Annotated in this window: 13 protein-coding genes; 4 read left to right on the plus strand and 9 right to left on the minus strand. The window is 61.7% G+C overall.

Annotation, left to right across the window (positions count from 1 at the left end):
• Window positions 1-71: 71 nt before the first annotated feature.
• Window positions 72-1,616, plus strand: coding sequence for a methionine--tRNA ligase (locus C3Y91_RS18745; RefSeq protein ID WP_130760538.1), 1,545 nt, complete (start codon window positions 72-74; stop codon window positions 1,614-1,616).
• Window positions 1,617-1,781: 165 nt separating this feature from the next.
• Window positions 1,782-2,003 (plus strand): hypothetical protein, encoded by a 222-nt coding sequence (locus tag C3Y91_RS18750; RefSeq protein ID WP_130687681.1) that lies wholly within the window; start codon window positions 1,782-1,784, stop codon window positions 2,001-2,003.
• Between the two features lie 152 nt (window positions 2,004-2,155).
• Here the strand turns inward: C3Y91_RS18750 and C3Y91_RS18755 are convergent, their stop codons facing one another.
• From C3Y91_RS18755 to C3Y91_RS18780, 6 genes are all read right to left on the minus strand, one after another.
• Window positions 2,156-3,295, minus strand: a complete 1,140-nt coding sequence (locus tag C3Y91_RS18755) for a PAS domain-containing sensor histidine kinase (RefSeq protein WP_024321252.1) — start codon at window positions 3,293-3,295, stop codon at window positions 2,156-2,158.
• Complete coding sequence (locus C3Y91_RS18760) at window positions 3,292-4,083, minus strand: alpha/beta fold hydrolase (RefSeq protein ID WP_130760539.1); 792 nt, start codon at window positions 4,081-4,083, stop codon at window positions 3,292-3,294. The genes C3Y91_RS18755 and C3Y91_RS18760 overlap by 4 nt, the downstream gene beginning before the upstream one ends.
• A 126-nt stretch (window positions 4,084-4,209) precedes the next feature.
• On the minus strand, window positions 4,210-4,746 hold the full coding sequence (locus tag C3Y91_RS18765; RefSeq protein ID WP_024321250.1) for a GXWXG domain-containing protein: 537 nt from the start codon (window positions 4,744-4,746) through the stop codon (window positions 4,210-4,212).
• 256 nt (window positions 4,747-5,002) lie between these two features.
• Entirely contained in the window at window positions 5,003-5,566 is a 564-nt protein-coding gene (locus tag C3Y91_RS18770) for a biotin transporter BioY (protein ID WP_018068366.1), read from the minus strand.
• A 24-nt stretch (window positions 5,567-5,590) separates the two neighbouring features.
• Window positions 5,591-6,199: an energy-coupling factor transporter transmembrane component T family protein gene (locus C3Y91_RS18775; RefSeq protein ID WP_024321249.1), complete on the minus strand. Its 609-nt coding sequence runs from the start codon at window positions 6,197-6,199 to the stop codon at window positions 5,591-5,593.
• A complete protein-coding gene (locus C3Y91_RS18780) occupies window positions 6,199-6,873 on the minus strand; it encodes an energy-coupling factor ABC transporter ATP-binding protein (protein WP_024321248.1) in 675 nt (224 codons plus the stop codon). The genes C3Y91_RS18775 and C3Y91_RS18780 overlap by 1 nt, the downstream gene beginning before the upstream one ends.
• 348 nt (window positions 6,874-7,221) lie before the next feature.
• Here C3Y91_RS18780 and C3Y91_RS18785 point away from each other — a divergent pair, with 348 nt between their 5' ends.
• A complete protein-coding gene (locus C3Y91_RS18785; protein WP_130791122.1) occupies window positions 7,222-8,412 on the plus strand; it encodes a winged helix-turn-helix domain-containing protein in 1,191 nt (396 codons plus the stop codon).
• Window positions 8,413-8,595: 183 nt separating this feature from the next.
• Here the strand turns inward: C3Y91_RS18785 and ribB are convergent, their stop codons facing one another.
• The 3 genes from ribB to C3Y91_RS18800 form a co-directional block, all read right to left on the minus strand.
• On the minus strand, window positions 8,596-9,699 hold the full coding sequence (ribB, locus tag C3Y91_RS18790) for a 3,4-dihydroxy-2-butanone-4-phosphate synthase (RefSeq protein WP_012756303.1): 1,104 nt from the start codon (window positions 9,697-9,699) through the stop codon (window positions 8,596-8,598).
• A 13-nt stretch (window positions 9,700-9,712) separates the two neighbouring features.
• Entirely contained in the window at window positions 9,713-10,810 is a 1,098-nt protein-coding gene (gene aroC, locus C3Y91_RS18795) for a chorismate synthase (protein ID WP_024321246.1), read from the minus strand.
• Between the two features lie 231 nt (window positions 10,811-11,041).
• Window positions 11,042-14,221 carry a bifunctional diguanylate cyclase/phosphodiesterase gene (locus C3Y91_RS18800; RefSeq protein ID WP_024321245.1) on the minus strand — a complete coding sequence of 1,060 codons (3,180 nt, stop codon included), beginning with the start codon at window positions 14,219-14,221 and terminating at the stop codon, window positions 11,042-11,044.
• A 244-nt stretch (window positions 14,222-14,465) separates the two neighbouring features.
• On the opposite strand from C3Y91_RS18800, the gene C3Y91_RS18805 reads away from it, so the two are divergent.
• Complete coding sequence (locus tag C3Y91_RS18805; RefSeq protein WP_003569889.1) at window positions 14,466-14,726, plus strand: DUF1344 domain-containing protein; 261 nt, start codon at window positions 14,466-14,468, stop codon at window positions 14,724-14,726.
• Window positions 14,727-14,825 lie beyond the last annotated feature (99 nt).

The raw sequence follows: 14,825 nt of genomic DNA on the forward strand, positions 1-14,825 counted from the left end.
CGCCCTCGAGGCGGTCTTTTCATGGGTCGATCCGTCTCGCGGGCAATAACAGCCTTCGAAAGGAAACGCCGATGAACAAGATCTACATCACCACCTCGATCCCCTATGTGAATGCCGCGCCGCATGTGGGCTTCGCCCTGGAGCTTGTCCAGGCCGACGCCTATACCCGCCATTTCCGGCTTCTCGGCCACGACGTCAGGTTCCAGTGCGGAACCGACGACAACAGCCTGAAGAATGTCCGGTCGGCGGAAGCCGCGGGATTGCCCGTGAAGGACTTCGTGGATGCGAATGCAGACAGGTTCGAGCGCCTCGGCCGTCTGCTCGATATCTCCAACGAGGAATTCGTTCGCACCTCCCGCGATCCAAGGCACATCGCCTGCGTCCATGCCTTGTGGAGGGCATGCGCCGGCAATGGCGACCTCTATCGCAAGGCATATGAGGGTCTCTATTGCGTCGGTTGCGAGCAATTCTACGAGCCGTCGGAACTCGATGACGGGCGCTGCCCGGAACATGGCATTGCCCTTGAGACCATCCGCGAGGAGAACTGGTTCTTCCGTCTCTCCCGATACGGCGGCCGGCTGCTTGAGCTCATTGAGACCGGCGAGCTTCGGATCGTTCCCGCCCATCGGCGCAACGAAATCCTTGCCCTGCTGCGGCGTGGCCTGACCGACATCAGCGTCTCGCGCAGTGCGGAGCGGGCGCGAGGCTGGGGTGTTCCCGTCCCCGATGGAGATGAGGTCGTCTATGTCTGGTTCGATGCCCTGGCGAACTATCTCACCGGTCTCGGCCACGGGTCCGATGTAACCCTCTTGCCGCGCTATTGGAACGGCGGCCAACGCATCCATGTCGTCGGCAAGGGCATCTCCAAGTTCCACGCCATCTACTGGCCGGCCATCCTTTTGTCCGCGGGCCTGCCGCCGCCATCGTCGATCCTCGTGCACGGCTACGTCACGGTGGACGGCAGGAAGATCGGTAAGTCGGCCGGCAACGGCATCGATCCGGAAGGCATCATCCAATCCTACGAAACGCCGGACGCGCTGCGATATTACCTGCTGCGGCATATACGCTCGGGAGATGATGGCGACTTCTCGGCCGAACGTCTCGAAGCCGCATGGTCGGGAGAGTTGGCAGGACAGCTCGGAAATCTCGCCAACCGGGTGCTTGCCCTTCTCTCCACCTCGTTCAACGGGATCGTTCCGCCGGTGCCGGACAGCGCGTTCGTCGAGGCCGCCGCCCGCCTTCCGGCGAAAGTGGCCCAGGCCTTCGATGCCTACGAACTCCATGTTGGGCTGGCTGATATTTTCGAGTTTGTCGGCGTGGCGAACAAGCGGTTTGCACAACGCGCGCCATGGGCGGATGCGAAAGCCCTGCTTGCCGATCTCACGCCGGAGGAACGGAAGGCGACCGCCGCGCGTCTCGGCGCCTCCCTGGCCGAGCAAGTCTATGGCCTTGCGATCATTGTCCGCTGCCTCCTGCCGTTCCTGCCGAGTTCGGCCGCAACGCTGCATTCCAGGCTGGGAATACCGGCTCCTCGCCTCTATCAGGACCCCTTGATCGTGACGGGCGTCAAGGCCGCTCCGCAAGCCGTCCTCTTTCCGCAAAGAGCGGCGGCGTGAAGGGGCAGTCCGAGATCCTCTGCGCTGCACCTTAGGCAGCGCAGAGTTTTGACGTGATCCAGACTGTCATGAAAGTTTCATATTCAGGTCATTTCCGGGAGCGGGAAAATAATCTACTATTTTAGTCAGGAAACGTGGTTTCCTGAAACAACGAAAGGATACTGATTGGAGACATTTCTTGTGATTACCGTGCTCGTTGGAGGCTTCGCACTGATCTTTGCGCTGATCGCAAGGGCAGAAAGAGGCGCCACCACCCAGACCACTGCAAACACCAAGCGCAGGTGGGGCAATTTGGGAGGCTCCGGCGATGGAGGTGGAGGCTGGTTCGATGCCTCAGGCGACGGCGGCTGTGATGGCGGTGGCGGAGATGGCGGAGGAGGAGACTAAATCAAACTGAAATCGATAGAATGCCCGACCGCCTCAAGGCGGTTTTTTGTTGCCCGGATTCCAGGCGGGGCGAGATGGCGACCGGCTTCTGCGCCAGGCGCGCACCGACAGCAAGGAATAGCCGCTTACGCTGGCCGGCTGTGCAGCCCGGATCAATCCAAGGGCATCACAAAGGTGAAGCGCGTCTCCGTGTCATCGGAACTGACCGTGATCGTGCCGCCATGGGCGCGGGCGATTTCCGAAGCGATGTGCAGACCGAGCCCCAATCCTCTTTGACTTGTGCCGATTTCGCCTCTGAAATAAGGCTGAAAAAGCCTTGTCATCGCATCGCAGGAAATCGGAGGGCCGCTGTTGGCGATCCAAAGTTCCAGTCTTCCGTCGACAGTTGCCGCCGAGAGCCGCACCGGTTCGTCCGACTTCCCATGGGTAAGGGCATTTCCGAGCAGATTGGACACCAGCTGGCCAATCCGGCCGCTGTCGCAATTTATCGGTCCGGCGAATTCGATACTCACCTCAATCCCGCGGTCGAGATGACAGGAGCGGAGTTCTCCGATGACCTGTCGCAGGATCGGTTCGAGATGCTCCGCTCGCCTCTCGAGCGTGATGCCGCCACCCAATCGTCCGCGCGCGAAGTCGAGGACGTTGTCGATCAGGCCGGACATGCGAACGACGCTGCCCTGCATCAAATCGAGAACGTTAATCGAGCGATCGGTCTGTTCCTCCTTTCGCAGCATGCGCGCCGCGGCGGCAATCGAGGCAAGCGGGTTGCGCAGATCATGGCCAAGGACAGCGATGAACTGCTCCCGCAATTCGGCGGTTTGCTGTTCAAGGTCGAGCTGGGATTTGACGATGGCACCGGCTGCATCGGCGGCTGCGCGCGCCTCGAGCAGCTCCCGTTCATAACGGCGACGCTCGGCAGCCTGGAACATCGTCACACGGGTGAAAAGCAAGGCACCGTCTTCTGCGCGTCTTTCCATTGCATTGGCGAGCACGGGCAAGGTTCTGCCGTCCGCCGTCACAAGATCGAGGGCAACCTCATTGAAAAACCCCTGCATGCGCAGCAGAGGCGCAAAATGGGTCTCGTAAAATATACGGCCCGACGTGTTGAGCAGGTCGCGAAGTCGTTTGCCGAGGAGTTGCTCGGCAGGGATGCCGATCCAGGTCGATAGCGTTCGGTTCACCTTGACGATGCGCCCGTCCGGCTGCAGCGAAAGATAGCCGCATGGCGCGTTTTCGTACAGGTCCTCAAGGTCTTCCGCCGGCATGACGATCTGCGTGTCGCCACCGGTCATCGAACGAACCGCCGGATTGCAGATATGACCTCGTCGGGAGCGCTGAGGTTAGGGCAGTGGCCACTGGCGTTCAGCACGACCAATTGACTATTTGGGATCTGCTGATGGACGAATTCGCCGACCTCTTCGGAGGCGATGATATCATCGCGGCATTGAAGGATCAGCGTTCTGGCGGTGACTTCAGGAAGGTCGCTGCGATTGTCTGAGGTGAATGTCACCCGTGCAAACGCCTTGGCGATCTCAGGATCGGTGCGGCAGAAACTATTTGTCAGTTCTTCGCCGAGTTCCGGTCGATCCGGATTGCCCATGATGACGGGCGCCATGGCGGCAGACCACCCCATGTGATTGTCGTCCAGCGATGTCAGCAGTTCGTCTACGTCTGTGGCGCTAAAACCGCCGATATAGTCATCGTCGTTGATATAGCGCGGCGACGGCCCGACGAGGATCAGGCTTTCAAACAGTTCCGGTGCCTGCAGCGACGCGATGACGCCGATCATCGCGCTGACGGAGTGCCCGACGAAGACCGTTTGCGTCAGGCCAAGTTCGCGGCAAATTTCCACGAGGTCATCCGCATAACCGGACAATGACGAATATTTCCCGGCATCATAAGCCGTAAGATCGGATCGTCCCGCGCCAACGTGATCGAACAGCACTGTTTTGAAGTCGGCCTCAAAAGCCGGGGCCACGAAACGCCACATATTTTGGTCGCACCCGAATCCATGCGAAAAGATCATCGCACGCTGGCCATCGCCCCGGACTTGAACATGATTTCGATCGATGACGGTCATCTCGCCCTCTTCCCTGCTTTCATAGCATGTTCCGCCTGTCTTGGATTGAGGAAAGAATTGGGCAATGGGTTCGATGTCGTGTGCCGCGATGCTCCAGAGGTGGCGGCCAGCCCTTTGCGGCATACCTCAGTCCATCACTTTCCGGAGCTTGAAGAAGAACCGCCGAGGGTCGCCGCGCACGCACATCATGCCGGCAATCTCGTCATCGTCCATCCTGCGGAAGTAGTCCACGATCGGCTGTTTGTCGTAGATCATCACAGCCGTTTCGATGCCGTCGAGGGCCTGAAGCCGCAACGAAGCGGTCGTGCCTCTCGCTCGAAGCAGCTTCTGCAGGTATGAGAACCAGCCGCGCGCGACGAACGTCCGGCCAAAGGGCGCCATCTTGATCGCCAGACCAATGGGTAAGAAACTTGGCTCGAGCGGCACGAGGCGGCCCGGTCTCCAGGTGAAGAGCAGGGCGTCCGCCCGCATGTCGGAATGGAAGCGCTTGCCAAACCAGTTGAGATTCTCGAGCACGCCGTCCAGTGGATGATCCGACGGAATACCGACGCCGCTCCAAAGACCGACCATGTCCTTCGGCTGGACAGGAACCAGCGAGCGGAACCAGGCAGCCATCTCCTCCTGCTGGTCGCCTGGCATGGGTTCTCCTTCAGGGATGTTCATTGCGGAAAAATGAAAAGAAGGTTTGGAAGTTCCCGTTCATGCGGATCGGGTTGAACGCCTAAAGCATGTCGCGCAAAAGTGTGCAGCGGTTTTGCGACAACGACATGCGTAACAACAAAGGCCTAAAGCGCGAGGAGCGAATCTGAAAGATCGCGACGCGCTTTAGTGAAGGCTTTCGCATAGATTCTATGTCTTTAAGCGCAACGGCCCCCGAAGGGGCCGTTGGGGTGTTCACCAGACAAGACCGGCCTATGCGTCAGGCGCGCGACGGCAGCAGGGGATAGCCGACCATGACGGCGCGGCCAAGCAGGGCTGCGACGAAAGCCTTGATCACATCGCCGGGAATGAAGGCCATCGAGCCGACGAAGGCTTTCGTGAAGCCGAGGCCGGCGACGGTGGCGAGATAGGTAATGCCGAAGGCGTAGAGTACGACGATGCCGCCGGCCATAGCGGTGAGGAAGAAGCTCACCGTCTGCACCAGGGCGGATTGCTGATGGTTGACCAGCCGTTCGCTGAAATAGCCGGTGACGAAGGCGGCAAAGATCCAGCCGATCAGGAAGCCGGCCGTTGGTGACGCGAAGATGGCAAGGCCGCCGCGGCCGCCGGAAAGCACCGGCAGGCCGATCGCGACCAGAACCAGCACGATCAGCACGGCAATCGCGCCGCGCCGGGCGCCGAGCACGACGCCGGCCATCATCACGCCGAGCGATTGGGCGGTGATCGGCACCGGAATGAAGCCGAGCGAGATCGGCGGCAGCAGGCCGAGCGCCACGATGATCGCGGCAAAGAGGGCGGTAAGAACGAGGTCGCGAGTGCTCATCATGAATTCCGTGTTTATCAATCGTTAACTCACATGCCGCCGAATGCCGCGCGCGTCAATCGCCGCGGCGATATTATCCGCATCCTTGAGCGTCAGGATGATCAGCGGCGCAAGCAGCGTCGTCGGCCGCACCTTCAGTCCGCGTGCCTTATGCGCCTCGCGGATCGCCTGATAACGCCCGACGATCTCAGGCACAAAACGCAGCACCAGCCCCAGCGCCAGGCCAATATCGTCGGCCTGCACCCAGCCGGTGCGTTCGAGCGGGCGGGCAAGCGCCGTCACCTCGTCGATGAACTCGGTGATCGACGTCGTCGCCGTCACGGTGGCGGCAAGCAGCATCAGCGCCGTCAGCCGCAGCAGGGGCACGAGCGCCTCCTGCCAGGGATTGAAGATGAGGTTGAAGAGTGCCACGACCGCGATCGTCAGGAAGACCGGCCGCAGCCGCCTGAGCCCATCGGCAAACGGCAGGCCGATCATGCGGTAGAGAACCGCCGTCAGCAGCACGGCGATCGAAAGCAGGATGAGGTTCCCGCTGACGAACAGCACGACGCCGAAGATCGTCAGCGACAACAGCTTTACCCGCGGCGAAAGCCGGTGCATCACGCTGTTGCCTTCGACATAGAGCGATTGCATCAGGCGGCGATCTCCTTGTAGCGGGCGATCGCTTCGGCAGCCGGCGCATCGGCGGCAAGCCGCCCTTCATGAAACAGCAGCACCCGCTCGAAATCGGCGATCAGCTCCAGATCATGCGTGATGATGATGGCACTTTCCGGCAGTCCGGCGATAATCCCTTCGACCAGGGCCCGGTTCTTGAGGTCGAGCTGGTTGGTCGGTTCGTCGAGGATGAGAATGCCCGGCCCCGTCGCCAGCACCGAGCAGAGGGCCGCCACCTGCAGCTCGCCACCGGAAAGCTCATGTGCGCGCCGATCGGCCAGCGCCTCAGCGCCGAAGCGGGCCAGCACGCCCTCGACCTTCGCCTCGATCTCCGCCTTGCTGAAGCCGCGCCGCTTCAGCCCGAAAGCGATGTCGTCTTTGACGATCGGCAGGATGATCTGGTTCTGCGGCGACTGGAAGATGAAACCGACATCGGCCACCGCAGTCTTTTCGTCGTTCGTATCGCGGCCGTTGACGGTGACGCGGCCGACCGATGGCTTGGTCAATCCGTTGATCAGCCGCGCGAACGTCGTCTTGCCCGAACCGTTCAGCCCGATGACGCCGATGCGTTTTCCACTGATGCCAAGCGTCAGCGGCTGCAGCGCCACCCGTGCCCCGAAACTGACCCCGGCACCTTCGAAACGAATATCCAAACCAATCCCTCGCATTTTTCACCGGAGGAGATTGCCGATGCCGGCCCCTCATCCGCCTGCCGGCACCTCTGCCTGGGTCGAGCCACGTGTCTCGACCCGTCCTTCAGACCCCAGTAAACGGGGCGAAGGGACCATGCCGCGACCTCTCCATTCCCCACCAACCTCTCGCAGGCCACGTCCCCTCTCCCCGCGAGCGGGGAGAGGGCTAGGGTGAGGGGTAGCCATCGGCGCCAACCGGATAGCAATGCTTCTATACGGGGACATCGGGCTGATGAAAGAGCAAATCTCGCTGTCGATATTGGGTCGATATCGGGTGGCTAGGAAGATTTTCCGGATTATGATGGGGCCATGACGAATCTGCTTTCCAATTCCGACGCCCGCCGTGTCTTCCTCGCCAAGCAGGGCCTCAGCGCTCCGCCGAACCGCGCCTTGACCAAGGCCGGCCTGTTGCAGCTCATCCATGAGCTGGGTTTCGTCCAGGTGGACAGCATCCAGACGGTGGAGCGAGCGCATCATCAGATTCTGTTTTCCCGCAACCAGACCTACAGGCGCGAACACCTGACCGCGCTGCTCGAAAAGGACGGCGCGCTGTTCGAGCACTGGACGCATGATGCTTCCATCCTGCCGAGCGCCTTCTTCGTCTATTGGAAGCACAAGTTCCTTCATCAGGAAAAGGTGATCATCGAACGTTGGCGCAAATGGCGCGGCGAGGGCTTCGAGGCAGCCTTCGAGGAGACCTATGAGCGCGTGCGGCGCGACGGCGCGATCCTGTCGCGAGATATCAAGGCCGACGGCCACGTTTCCGGCGGCTGGTGGAATTGGCATCCGAACAAGACGGCGCTCGAATATTTCTGGCACACCGGCAAGTTCGCCATCGCCGGCCGCTCGAACTTCCAGAAGATCTATGATCTGGCGGAGCGCGTCATCCCGGCCGAATTCCGTGAGCCGGAGGTGAGCCGCGAGGAATTCGTCGACTGGGCATGCCGCAGCGCGCTCACCCGGCTCGGCTTCGCCACCCACGGCGAGATATCGGCCTTCTGGAACCTCGTCTCGCCAGATGAGGCCAAGGCCTGGGTATCAGCCCATCGCGACGAACTGATCGAAGTGCTGATCGAACCGGCGCTCGGCGGCAAGGCGCGCCCATCCTGGGCTTTTGCCGATTTCCTGTCGACGCTCGACACTTACCCCGGCGCGCCGCCCCGCATCCGCGTGCTCAGCCCCTTCGACCCGATGATCCGCGACCGCAACCGCACCGAACGCCTGTTCGGCTTCTTCTACCGCATCGAGATCTTCGTGCCCGAGCCGAAGCGCGAATATGGCTACTACGTCTTCCCGCTGCTCGAAGGCGACAGGCTGATCGGCCGCATCGACATGAAGGCGGACCGGAAGAAATCAACGCTCGACGTCAAGCGGCTCTGGCTGGAACCCGGCGTCAAGCCGTCGGCCGGCCGGCTGGAGAGGCTGGAAGCGGAGTTGGAGCGGGTCGCGCGGTTTGCGGGTGTGGAGAAGGTCGTGTTTCTGGAGGGGTGGAGAGGATAGTCGAACTACCCTCACTCCCTCATCCCTGTGCTTGTCACAGGGATCCAGCGCACCCAAGTCCTTGGGTGCGGGAAACTCTCTTCGTAGAAGCAAGTGAGTCATTCACGGCGCGGACGCGCCGTGGCTGGATTCCTGTGACAAGCACAGGAATGAGGGATGGCGAGGGTCCAAGCCCACGCCCGTTCAGCAGATCTCCGTCGTGCTGATCTTGATGCCGAAACCTTCGAGGCCGACATAGTGGCGCTCGCGGCTGGTGAGCAGCTTGATCGAGCTGACGCCGAGATCTTTGAGGATCTGGGCGCCGAGGCCGATTTCCAGCCATTCGCTGTCGCGCGTCTGGGCTTCGGCATGGGCCTCGCGGCCCTGGTTGCGGGCCTTGCGGCCGTTGTCGTGATGGCCGACGCCGACCGAGCCTTCGCGCAGATAGACGATGACGCCGCGGCCTTGCTCGGCAATCTTCTGCATGTAGAAATCGACCGGGCTGTTCTTGCCGAAGAGATCCTCGGCGACATTCTCCGGATGCAGGCGAACAGGGATGTCGACGCCGTCGCGGATGTCGCCGAAAACGACGGCAAGATGCTGCATCGGATCCCAGGGCAGGGAATAGGTATGAGCCTTGGCCTTGCCGAACGGCGTCTCGATGTCGAAGCTGGTGCCGAGTTCGATCAGCGTTTCCTTGCGCTGGCGGTAGGCAATGAGATCGGCGACGGAGACGAGCTTCAGCCCGTGCTGTGCGGCGAAGTCGACCACCTGTGGGCCGCGCGTGACGGTGCCGTCGTCGTTGACCAGCTCGGAGATGACGCCGATCAGCGGCAAGCCGGCGAGCTTGCAGAGGTCGACGGCGGCTTCCGTATGGCCGGAGCGCATCAGCACGCCGCCCTCGCGGGAGACCAGCGGGAAGATGTGGCCGGGACGGACGAAATCGGAAGCGCCGACATTCGGATTGGCGAGGTTGCGCACCGTCAGCGTCCGGTCGTCGGCCGAGATGCCGGTCGACGTACCGTGCTTGAAATCGACCGAGACGGTGAACGCCGTCGTATGGGCTGAATCGTTTTCCGCCACCATGGCGTTGAGGTTGAGGCGCTTGGCCTCTTCCTTCGGCATCGGCGCGCAGACGATGCCGGAGGTGTGGCGCACGATGAAGGCCATCTTCTCCGGCGTGCAATGCACGGCGGCGACGATCAGGTCGCCTTCGTTCTCGCGGTCATTGTCGTCCATGACGACGACCATCTCGCCGGCCTCGAAGGCCCGGATGGCGTCGACGACGCGCTTCTGGTCATAAGACATGGGGCGAGCGCTCCTATTTCAGACGGCCGGTCTGGCCGCGGTCGCGAAGGTAATGGTCGGCGACGGCGCAGGCGACCATCGCCTCGCCGATCGGCACGGCGCGGATGCCGACGCAGGGGTCGTGCCGGCCCTTGGTGCGGATATCGACATTCTTGCCCTCCGCATCGATCGACTGGCGTTCGGTCAGGATCGACGAGGTCGGCTTGACGGCAAAACGCGCCACCACCGGCTGCCCGGTGGAGATGCCGCCGAGAATACCGCCGGCATTGTTGGAAAGGAAGATCGGCGTACCGTCATTGCCCATGCGCATCTCGTCGGCATTGTCTTCGCCTGAGGTTTCGGCGGCGGCAAAACCATTGCCGATCTCGACGCCCTTGACGGCGTTGATCGACATCAGCAGCGAGGCGATGTCCTGGTCGAGCTTGGCATAGATCGGCGCGCCGAGACCGGCCGGCACGCCTTCGGCGATCACTTCGATGACGGCGCCGATCGAGGAGCCGTTCTTGCGGATGCCGTCGAGATACTCCTCCCAGACCGGCACGATCGCGGCATCGGGCGAGAAGAACGGGTTCTGATCGACCTGGTCCCAATCCCAGTTGCGGCGGTCGATCTTGTGCTTGCCGATCTGCACCAGCGCGCCGCGCACCGTGACGCCAGGCACGACAAGGCGGGCGATGCCGCCTGCGGCAACCCGCGCAGCGGTTTCCCGCGCCGAGGAGCGGCCGCCGCCGCGATAGTCGCGAATGCCGTATTTGAGGTCATAGGTATAATCGGCATGGCCGGGGCGGTATTGCCGGGCGATCTCGCCGTAATCCTTGGAGCGCTGGTCGGTGTTTTCGATCAGCATGGAGATCGGCGTACCGGTGGTCGTCATCGTCTCGCCGTCGGCGTCCAGCATGACGCCTGATAGTACCTTCACCAGATCGTCCTCGCGCCGCTGCGTCACGAAGCGGGATTGTCCGGGCTTGCGCTTGTCGAGCCAGACTTGCAGGTCCTCGAGCTTGAAGCGCAGCCCCGGAGGGCAGCCGTCAACGACGCAGCCGAGCGCCGGACCATGGCTTTCGCCCCAGGTGGTTACGCGGAAAAGGTGACCGAATGTATTGTGCGACATGTGTTCCCACGGTGGCGCGCCAAAGCCGATCGCTGCCGGCCGCGCCATTGCTTGAAAAGGCGCGACACTCATAGGCCAAAAATCCGCCGAGGCAAAAGCCTTTCTTTGCGCCAAACCGCCAGCCCAGGAAATGCTGTTTCCGTCTTTGCCGGTGATCGACGGCGCATTGTGCCGTCACTCCCTCTGCGCAGGCGGGGAGGGGTCCGGACGAGGCCGATCAGCAGGCGGCGATCATGATGCCAGCCGCCACCCCGTTCCGGTCGCTTCCTCGGTGAAATCGTCGAAGGAGAGCGGCCGCGAGAAGGCATAGCCTTGCAGGATATCGCAGCCGAGATCGCGCAGCAGTGCGGCATGTGCCGCCGTCTCCACCCCTTCGGCCACCGTCTCGACGCCCAGCGAGCGGGCGATCTCGATGATCGAGCTGACCAGCGCCCGCTCCTGCGAGGCATTGACGATCGGCTGCACCAGCTGGCGATCGATCTTCAGGCGCTTCGGCTTCAGCTTCAACAGGCTGACGATAGAGGTATGGCCGGTGCCGAAATCGTCGATCTCGATATCGATGCCGAGCGCCTTGATGCGCTCGAGATTCTGCGAGACGACGTCCTCGCTCTCGTCGAGGAAGATCGATTCCACCAGCTCGAAGGAGATTTCGCCTGGACGAATATGCAGGTCGGCGAGTGATTCCAAGAGGCTGCCATCATGCAGCCGCCGCGCCGAAACATTGACCGAGACCTTGGGCACCACAATGTCGCGCGCTGTCCAGCGCACCTTGTCGCGCAGCGCCGTTTCGAGAACGATCCGGTCGAGCATCTGCACGACATTGATCTCGTCGGCAATGCGCAGGAACTTGTCGGGCGCGAGCCACCCCTTGGAGGGGTGCTTCCAGCGCACCAGCGCCTCGACACCGGTCAGTTCCATCGTCCGGGCCGAAAATTGCGGCTGATACCAGGCGGTGAATTCGCCATTGTCGATGCCGGCGAGGATCTCGTCGGCGGTGCGCTTGGTGTTGACGATATCGGCCTGGAGATTGTGATTGAAGAATTCGAAGCGGTTACGGCCCATGCTCTTGGCGCGATAGAGCGCGATATCGGCATTGATCAGCACCTTGCGCGCATCGACATGGATGCCGTTGGCGAGCGCAATGCCGATCGACACGCCGCAGCGGCAGGAAAAGCCCTGGAAATCGATCGGCTGGCGCATCTCCTCGATGATCCGCGTCGAAAGCTGCGCCATCTCCTTGTCGCCGACGTCGAGCGCCAGGATGACGAATTCGTCGCCGCCGATGCGCGCGACGATGTCGCTGCCGCGGACGTTCTTGGCTAGCACTTTCGAGGCGTGCACCAGCATTGCATCGCCGGCGGCATGGCCGAGCGTGTCGTTGATGTCCTTGAAGCGGTCGAGGTCGATGTGCAGGATCGAGAATTTCTGCCGCTGCTGGCGACCGTCATGGGTCAGGCTTTCCAGTGCGATATCGAGCTTGCGGCGGTTGGCGAGTGCGGTCAGCGGATCGTGCAGCGAATTGTGCTCGATCCTGTTCTTGACAAGCTCAAGCTCGATATTCTTGGCGACCGCCTCGTCCTTGGCCGCCTTCAGCCGGATCGTCATCAGCACGTCTTCGGTGGCATCGAAGGCGATGCCCATGATCTTCATCTCGCTAGTCCCCGTCTGGTGGACCTTGCCGACCGAGCGCACATAACGCACCGAGCCGTCGTCGACCAGCACGCGGCAGACGAGCGTGTGCGTATCGCCGTTCTTCTTGAAGTGGCGTGCGCTTTCGAGCGCTAAGGCTCGATCCTCGGGGTGGATGCAGCCAAGCCAGATCTCCTCGGTCATGAAACCGTTGCGCGGCGCAAGCCCATAGAGCTCGTGCATCCGCTCGTTCCAGATCGAGCCGCCTCGGCCGGGCCGGGCTTCCCATATGCCGCACTGATAGGAATTGAGCGCCAGGTCGAGCCGGCTGGAAAGCTCGGCGAGCTGCCCCTCGCGGCTCGAGAGCTCTTCAAGCGCCAGCTCCAGCTCGGCATTCTTGACCTCGCTCATATCCTTGGCCTTGCGCAGCGTGTCGGTGATCTCCGCATCGGCAGTCACGTCCCAGACGATTCCGATCGTCTTGCTGACGCCGCCGGCATCCGTATAGAAGGCGCCGACCGAGCGCAGGTGGCGGATACCGCCGTCGGCGAGCATGATGCGGTATTGCGCCGTGCAGGCAGCACCGGCAATGCTGCAGCTGAAGAAATGCACCTCGGCGATGTCGCGGTCCTCGGGCAGGACCGCCGCCAGCCATTTGTCGAGCGCCCAGCTTCCTTCCTCAGCCGGCTTGCCGTGCAGGGCCGCGGCGCGCGTGTCCCAGAGCAGGCTGCTCGAATCATCCTGCAGCTCCCAAATGCCGATATTCGAGGATTCCAGCGCCAGATTGAGCCGCTGCGACAGTTCCAGCAGTTTTGCCTCGCGCGTCTCCAGCGCGGTAATGTTGCGATTGCGCTCGCCGAGCAGGAGGGTCGCGAAGAAGATCGGCACGATAATGATGAAGCCGGCGGCAAGGATGATCAGACGCAGCTTGGTGCGGTTTTCGGGTATCGCGTCCCAGCCGCTGTTCGGGACGGCGGAAAGCTCCCACTTGCCGCCGGCAAAGCCGATCTTCTGGCGCATCGGATCCTTGCCGTCGATATCGGCCGACCCGAAGAACGGCGCCGGGAGAAGCGCTGTGGCGGCGGCCGGCGAGGCGATATCCCGGATGGCGATCGAAAGATGGTCGAGATGCGGATAGCGTTCCTGGTTCTCGCGGTCGCGTGCCGGCATCAGCCCGGTCGCCTGGTAGAACATCGTCTGGTCGATGGCGACCTCGACCGCCCCCCAGATCCGCCGCTGACCGTTCTCCCTGACGAAAACCGGGAAGAAGATGGCAAAGGCGTCGCGGCCGTCAATGCTCATCGGGCCGTAGAAGCGCGCCGACTGGTTGCTGGCCGCGCTGGTCATCGCCTGGCGGAAGAACAGAACCTCGCGCACATCGCGGCCGATCCGCTCATTGCCGGACTGCGATGGGTGGATGTCGCGGATGATGAAATCAGGCGCGACGGCGATATGAATGAAAGACGGGTTCTGGATCAGCAGCCAGTTGATCTGGCGCTCCATCTCCTCTCCGTTTGCCGCGCTGACGGAGATCAGGTTCGTCAGGTCGCGCACGACGCTGAGGTCCATATTGATCTCGGCCATGACCCGGGCGCGAATGAGGTTCGTCTCGTTTTCGGTGCGGATATGAAGTTCGCGCACATGAGAAGCAGTATTGGCCTGGTCGAGCCCGAAGCCGACCATGATGACGACCAGGGCGACAAGCGACGAAACCAGAAACGAGACGCGGCTATTCTTCAACACGCGCCGCAACTGCTTGCTGTCGCTGAGCCTGGATAACAAAATGAAACCCCCATGTTGACGAGCAACTGTAGGGCGCGCGGGTTAATTTACGATTGCCCACCGGCGATGCCGAGAGATCGCGGGAAGGGAAAAACCGCGGATTAACGCACCATCTTGATTATATTTAAAATCCTATTCATCAATTGGGCGGGAAAAGCCATTCTTACGGGCAATTTTCGCCATATTCAGGAGCTTATCTGTGGCCAGTCAGTTTCTCGTGCAGCGTCTTAAAAGGATTGTCGCCATGCGTTTCGTCGTCGCCACGCTTTTGGCAACAGCAAGCTTCCTGTCACCGATGAGCGGTTTTGCCGAGAGCGCCGATGTCGAGGCGACCATCAAGAAGGTCGACACGGCCAATCTCGTGCTGACGCTTGATGACGGCAAAACCTATCAGGCGCCCGAGGAATTCAATTTCGACGGCCTCGAAGCCGGCGTGAAGGTGATCGTCTTCTATACCGAGGTCGACGGCAAACGCGTCATCAACGATCTCGACATCGTTAAATAACCGGTTCTCTGGAGAATGATCGGGTGAGGTACGGCGCCGATGGCTGCCCCTCACCCTAACCCTCATATGCGCTAGGTTAGGCGGGCGCGGAGATCGTCG

The organism is Rhizobium ruizarguesonis (genome assembly GCF_012349115.1).
Classification (GTDB): domain Bacteria; phylum Pseudomonadota; class Alphaproteobacteria; order Rhizobiales; family Rhizobiaceae; genus Rhizobium; species Rhizobium ruizarguesonis.

What these genes read in the sequence shown, in the direction of transcription:
- C3Y91_RS18745 (WP_130760538.1), top strand. Translation starts at nt 72, where the DNA reads ATGAACAAGATCTACATCACCACCTCGATCCCCTATGTGAATGCCGCG.
- C3Y91_RS18755 (WP_024321252.1), bottom strand. Translation starts at nt 3,295, where the DNA reads ATGACCGGTGGCGACACGCAGATCGTCATGCCGGCGGAAGACCTTGAG.
- C3Y91_RS18760 (WP_130760539.1), bottom strand. Translation starts at nt 4,083, where the DNA reads ATGACCGTCATCGATCGAAATCATGTTCAAGTCCGGGGCGATGGCCAG.
- C3Y91_RS18765 (WP_024321250.1), bottom strand. Translation starts at nt 4,746, where the DNA reads ATGAACATCCCTGAAGGAGAACCCATGCCAGGCGACCAGCAGGAGGAG.
- C3Y91_RS18770 (WP_018068366.1), bottom strand. Translation starts at nt 5,566, where the DNA reads ATGAGCACTCGCGACCTCGTTCTTACCGCCCTCTTTGCCGCGATCATC.
- C3Y91_RS18775 (WP_024321249.1), bottom strand. Translation starts at nt 6,199, where the DNA reads ATGCAATCGCTCTATGTCGAAGGCAACAGCGTGATGCACCGGCTTTCG.
- C3Y91_RS18785 (WP_130791122.1), top strand. Translation starts at nt 7,222, where the DNA reads ATGACGAATCTGCTTTCCAATTCCGACGCCCGCCGTGTCTTCCTCGCC.
- ribB (WP_012756303.1), bottom strand. Translation starts at nt 9,699, where the DNA reads ATGTCTTATGACCAGAAGCGCGTCGTCGACGCCATCCGGGCCTTCGAG.
- aroC (WP_024321246.1), bottom strand. Translation starts at nt 10,810, where the DNA reads ATGTCGCACAATACATTCGGTCACCTTTTCCGCGTAACCACCTGGGGC.
- C3Y91_RS18805 (WP_003569889.1), top strand. Translation starts at nt 14,466, where the DNA reads ATGCGTTTCGTCGTCGCCACGCTTTTGGCAACAGCAAGCTTCCTGTCA.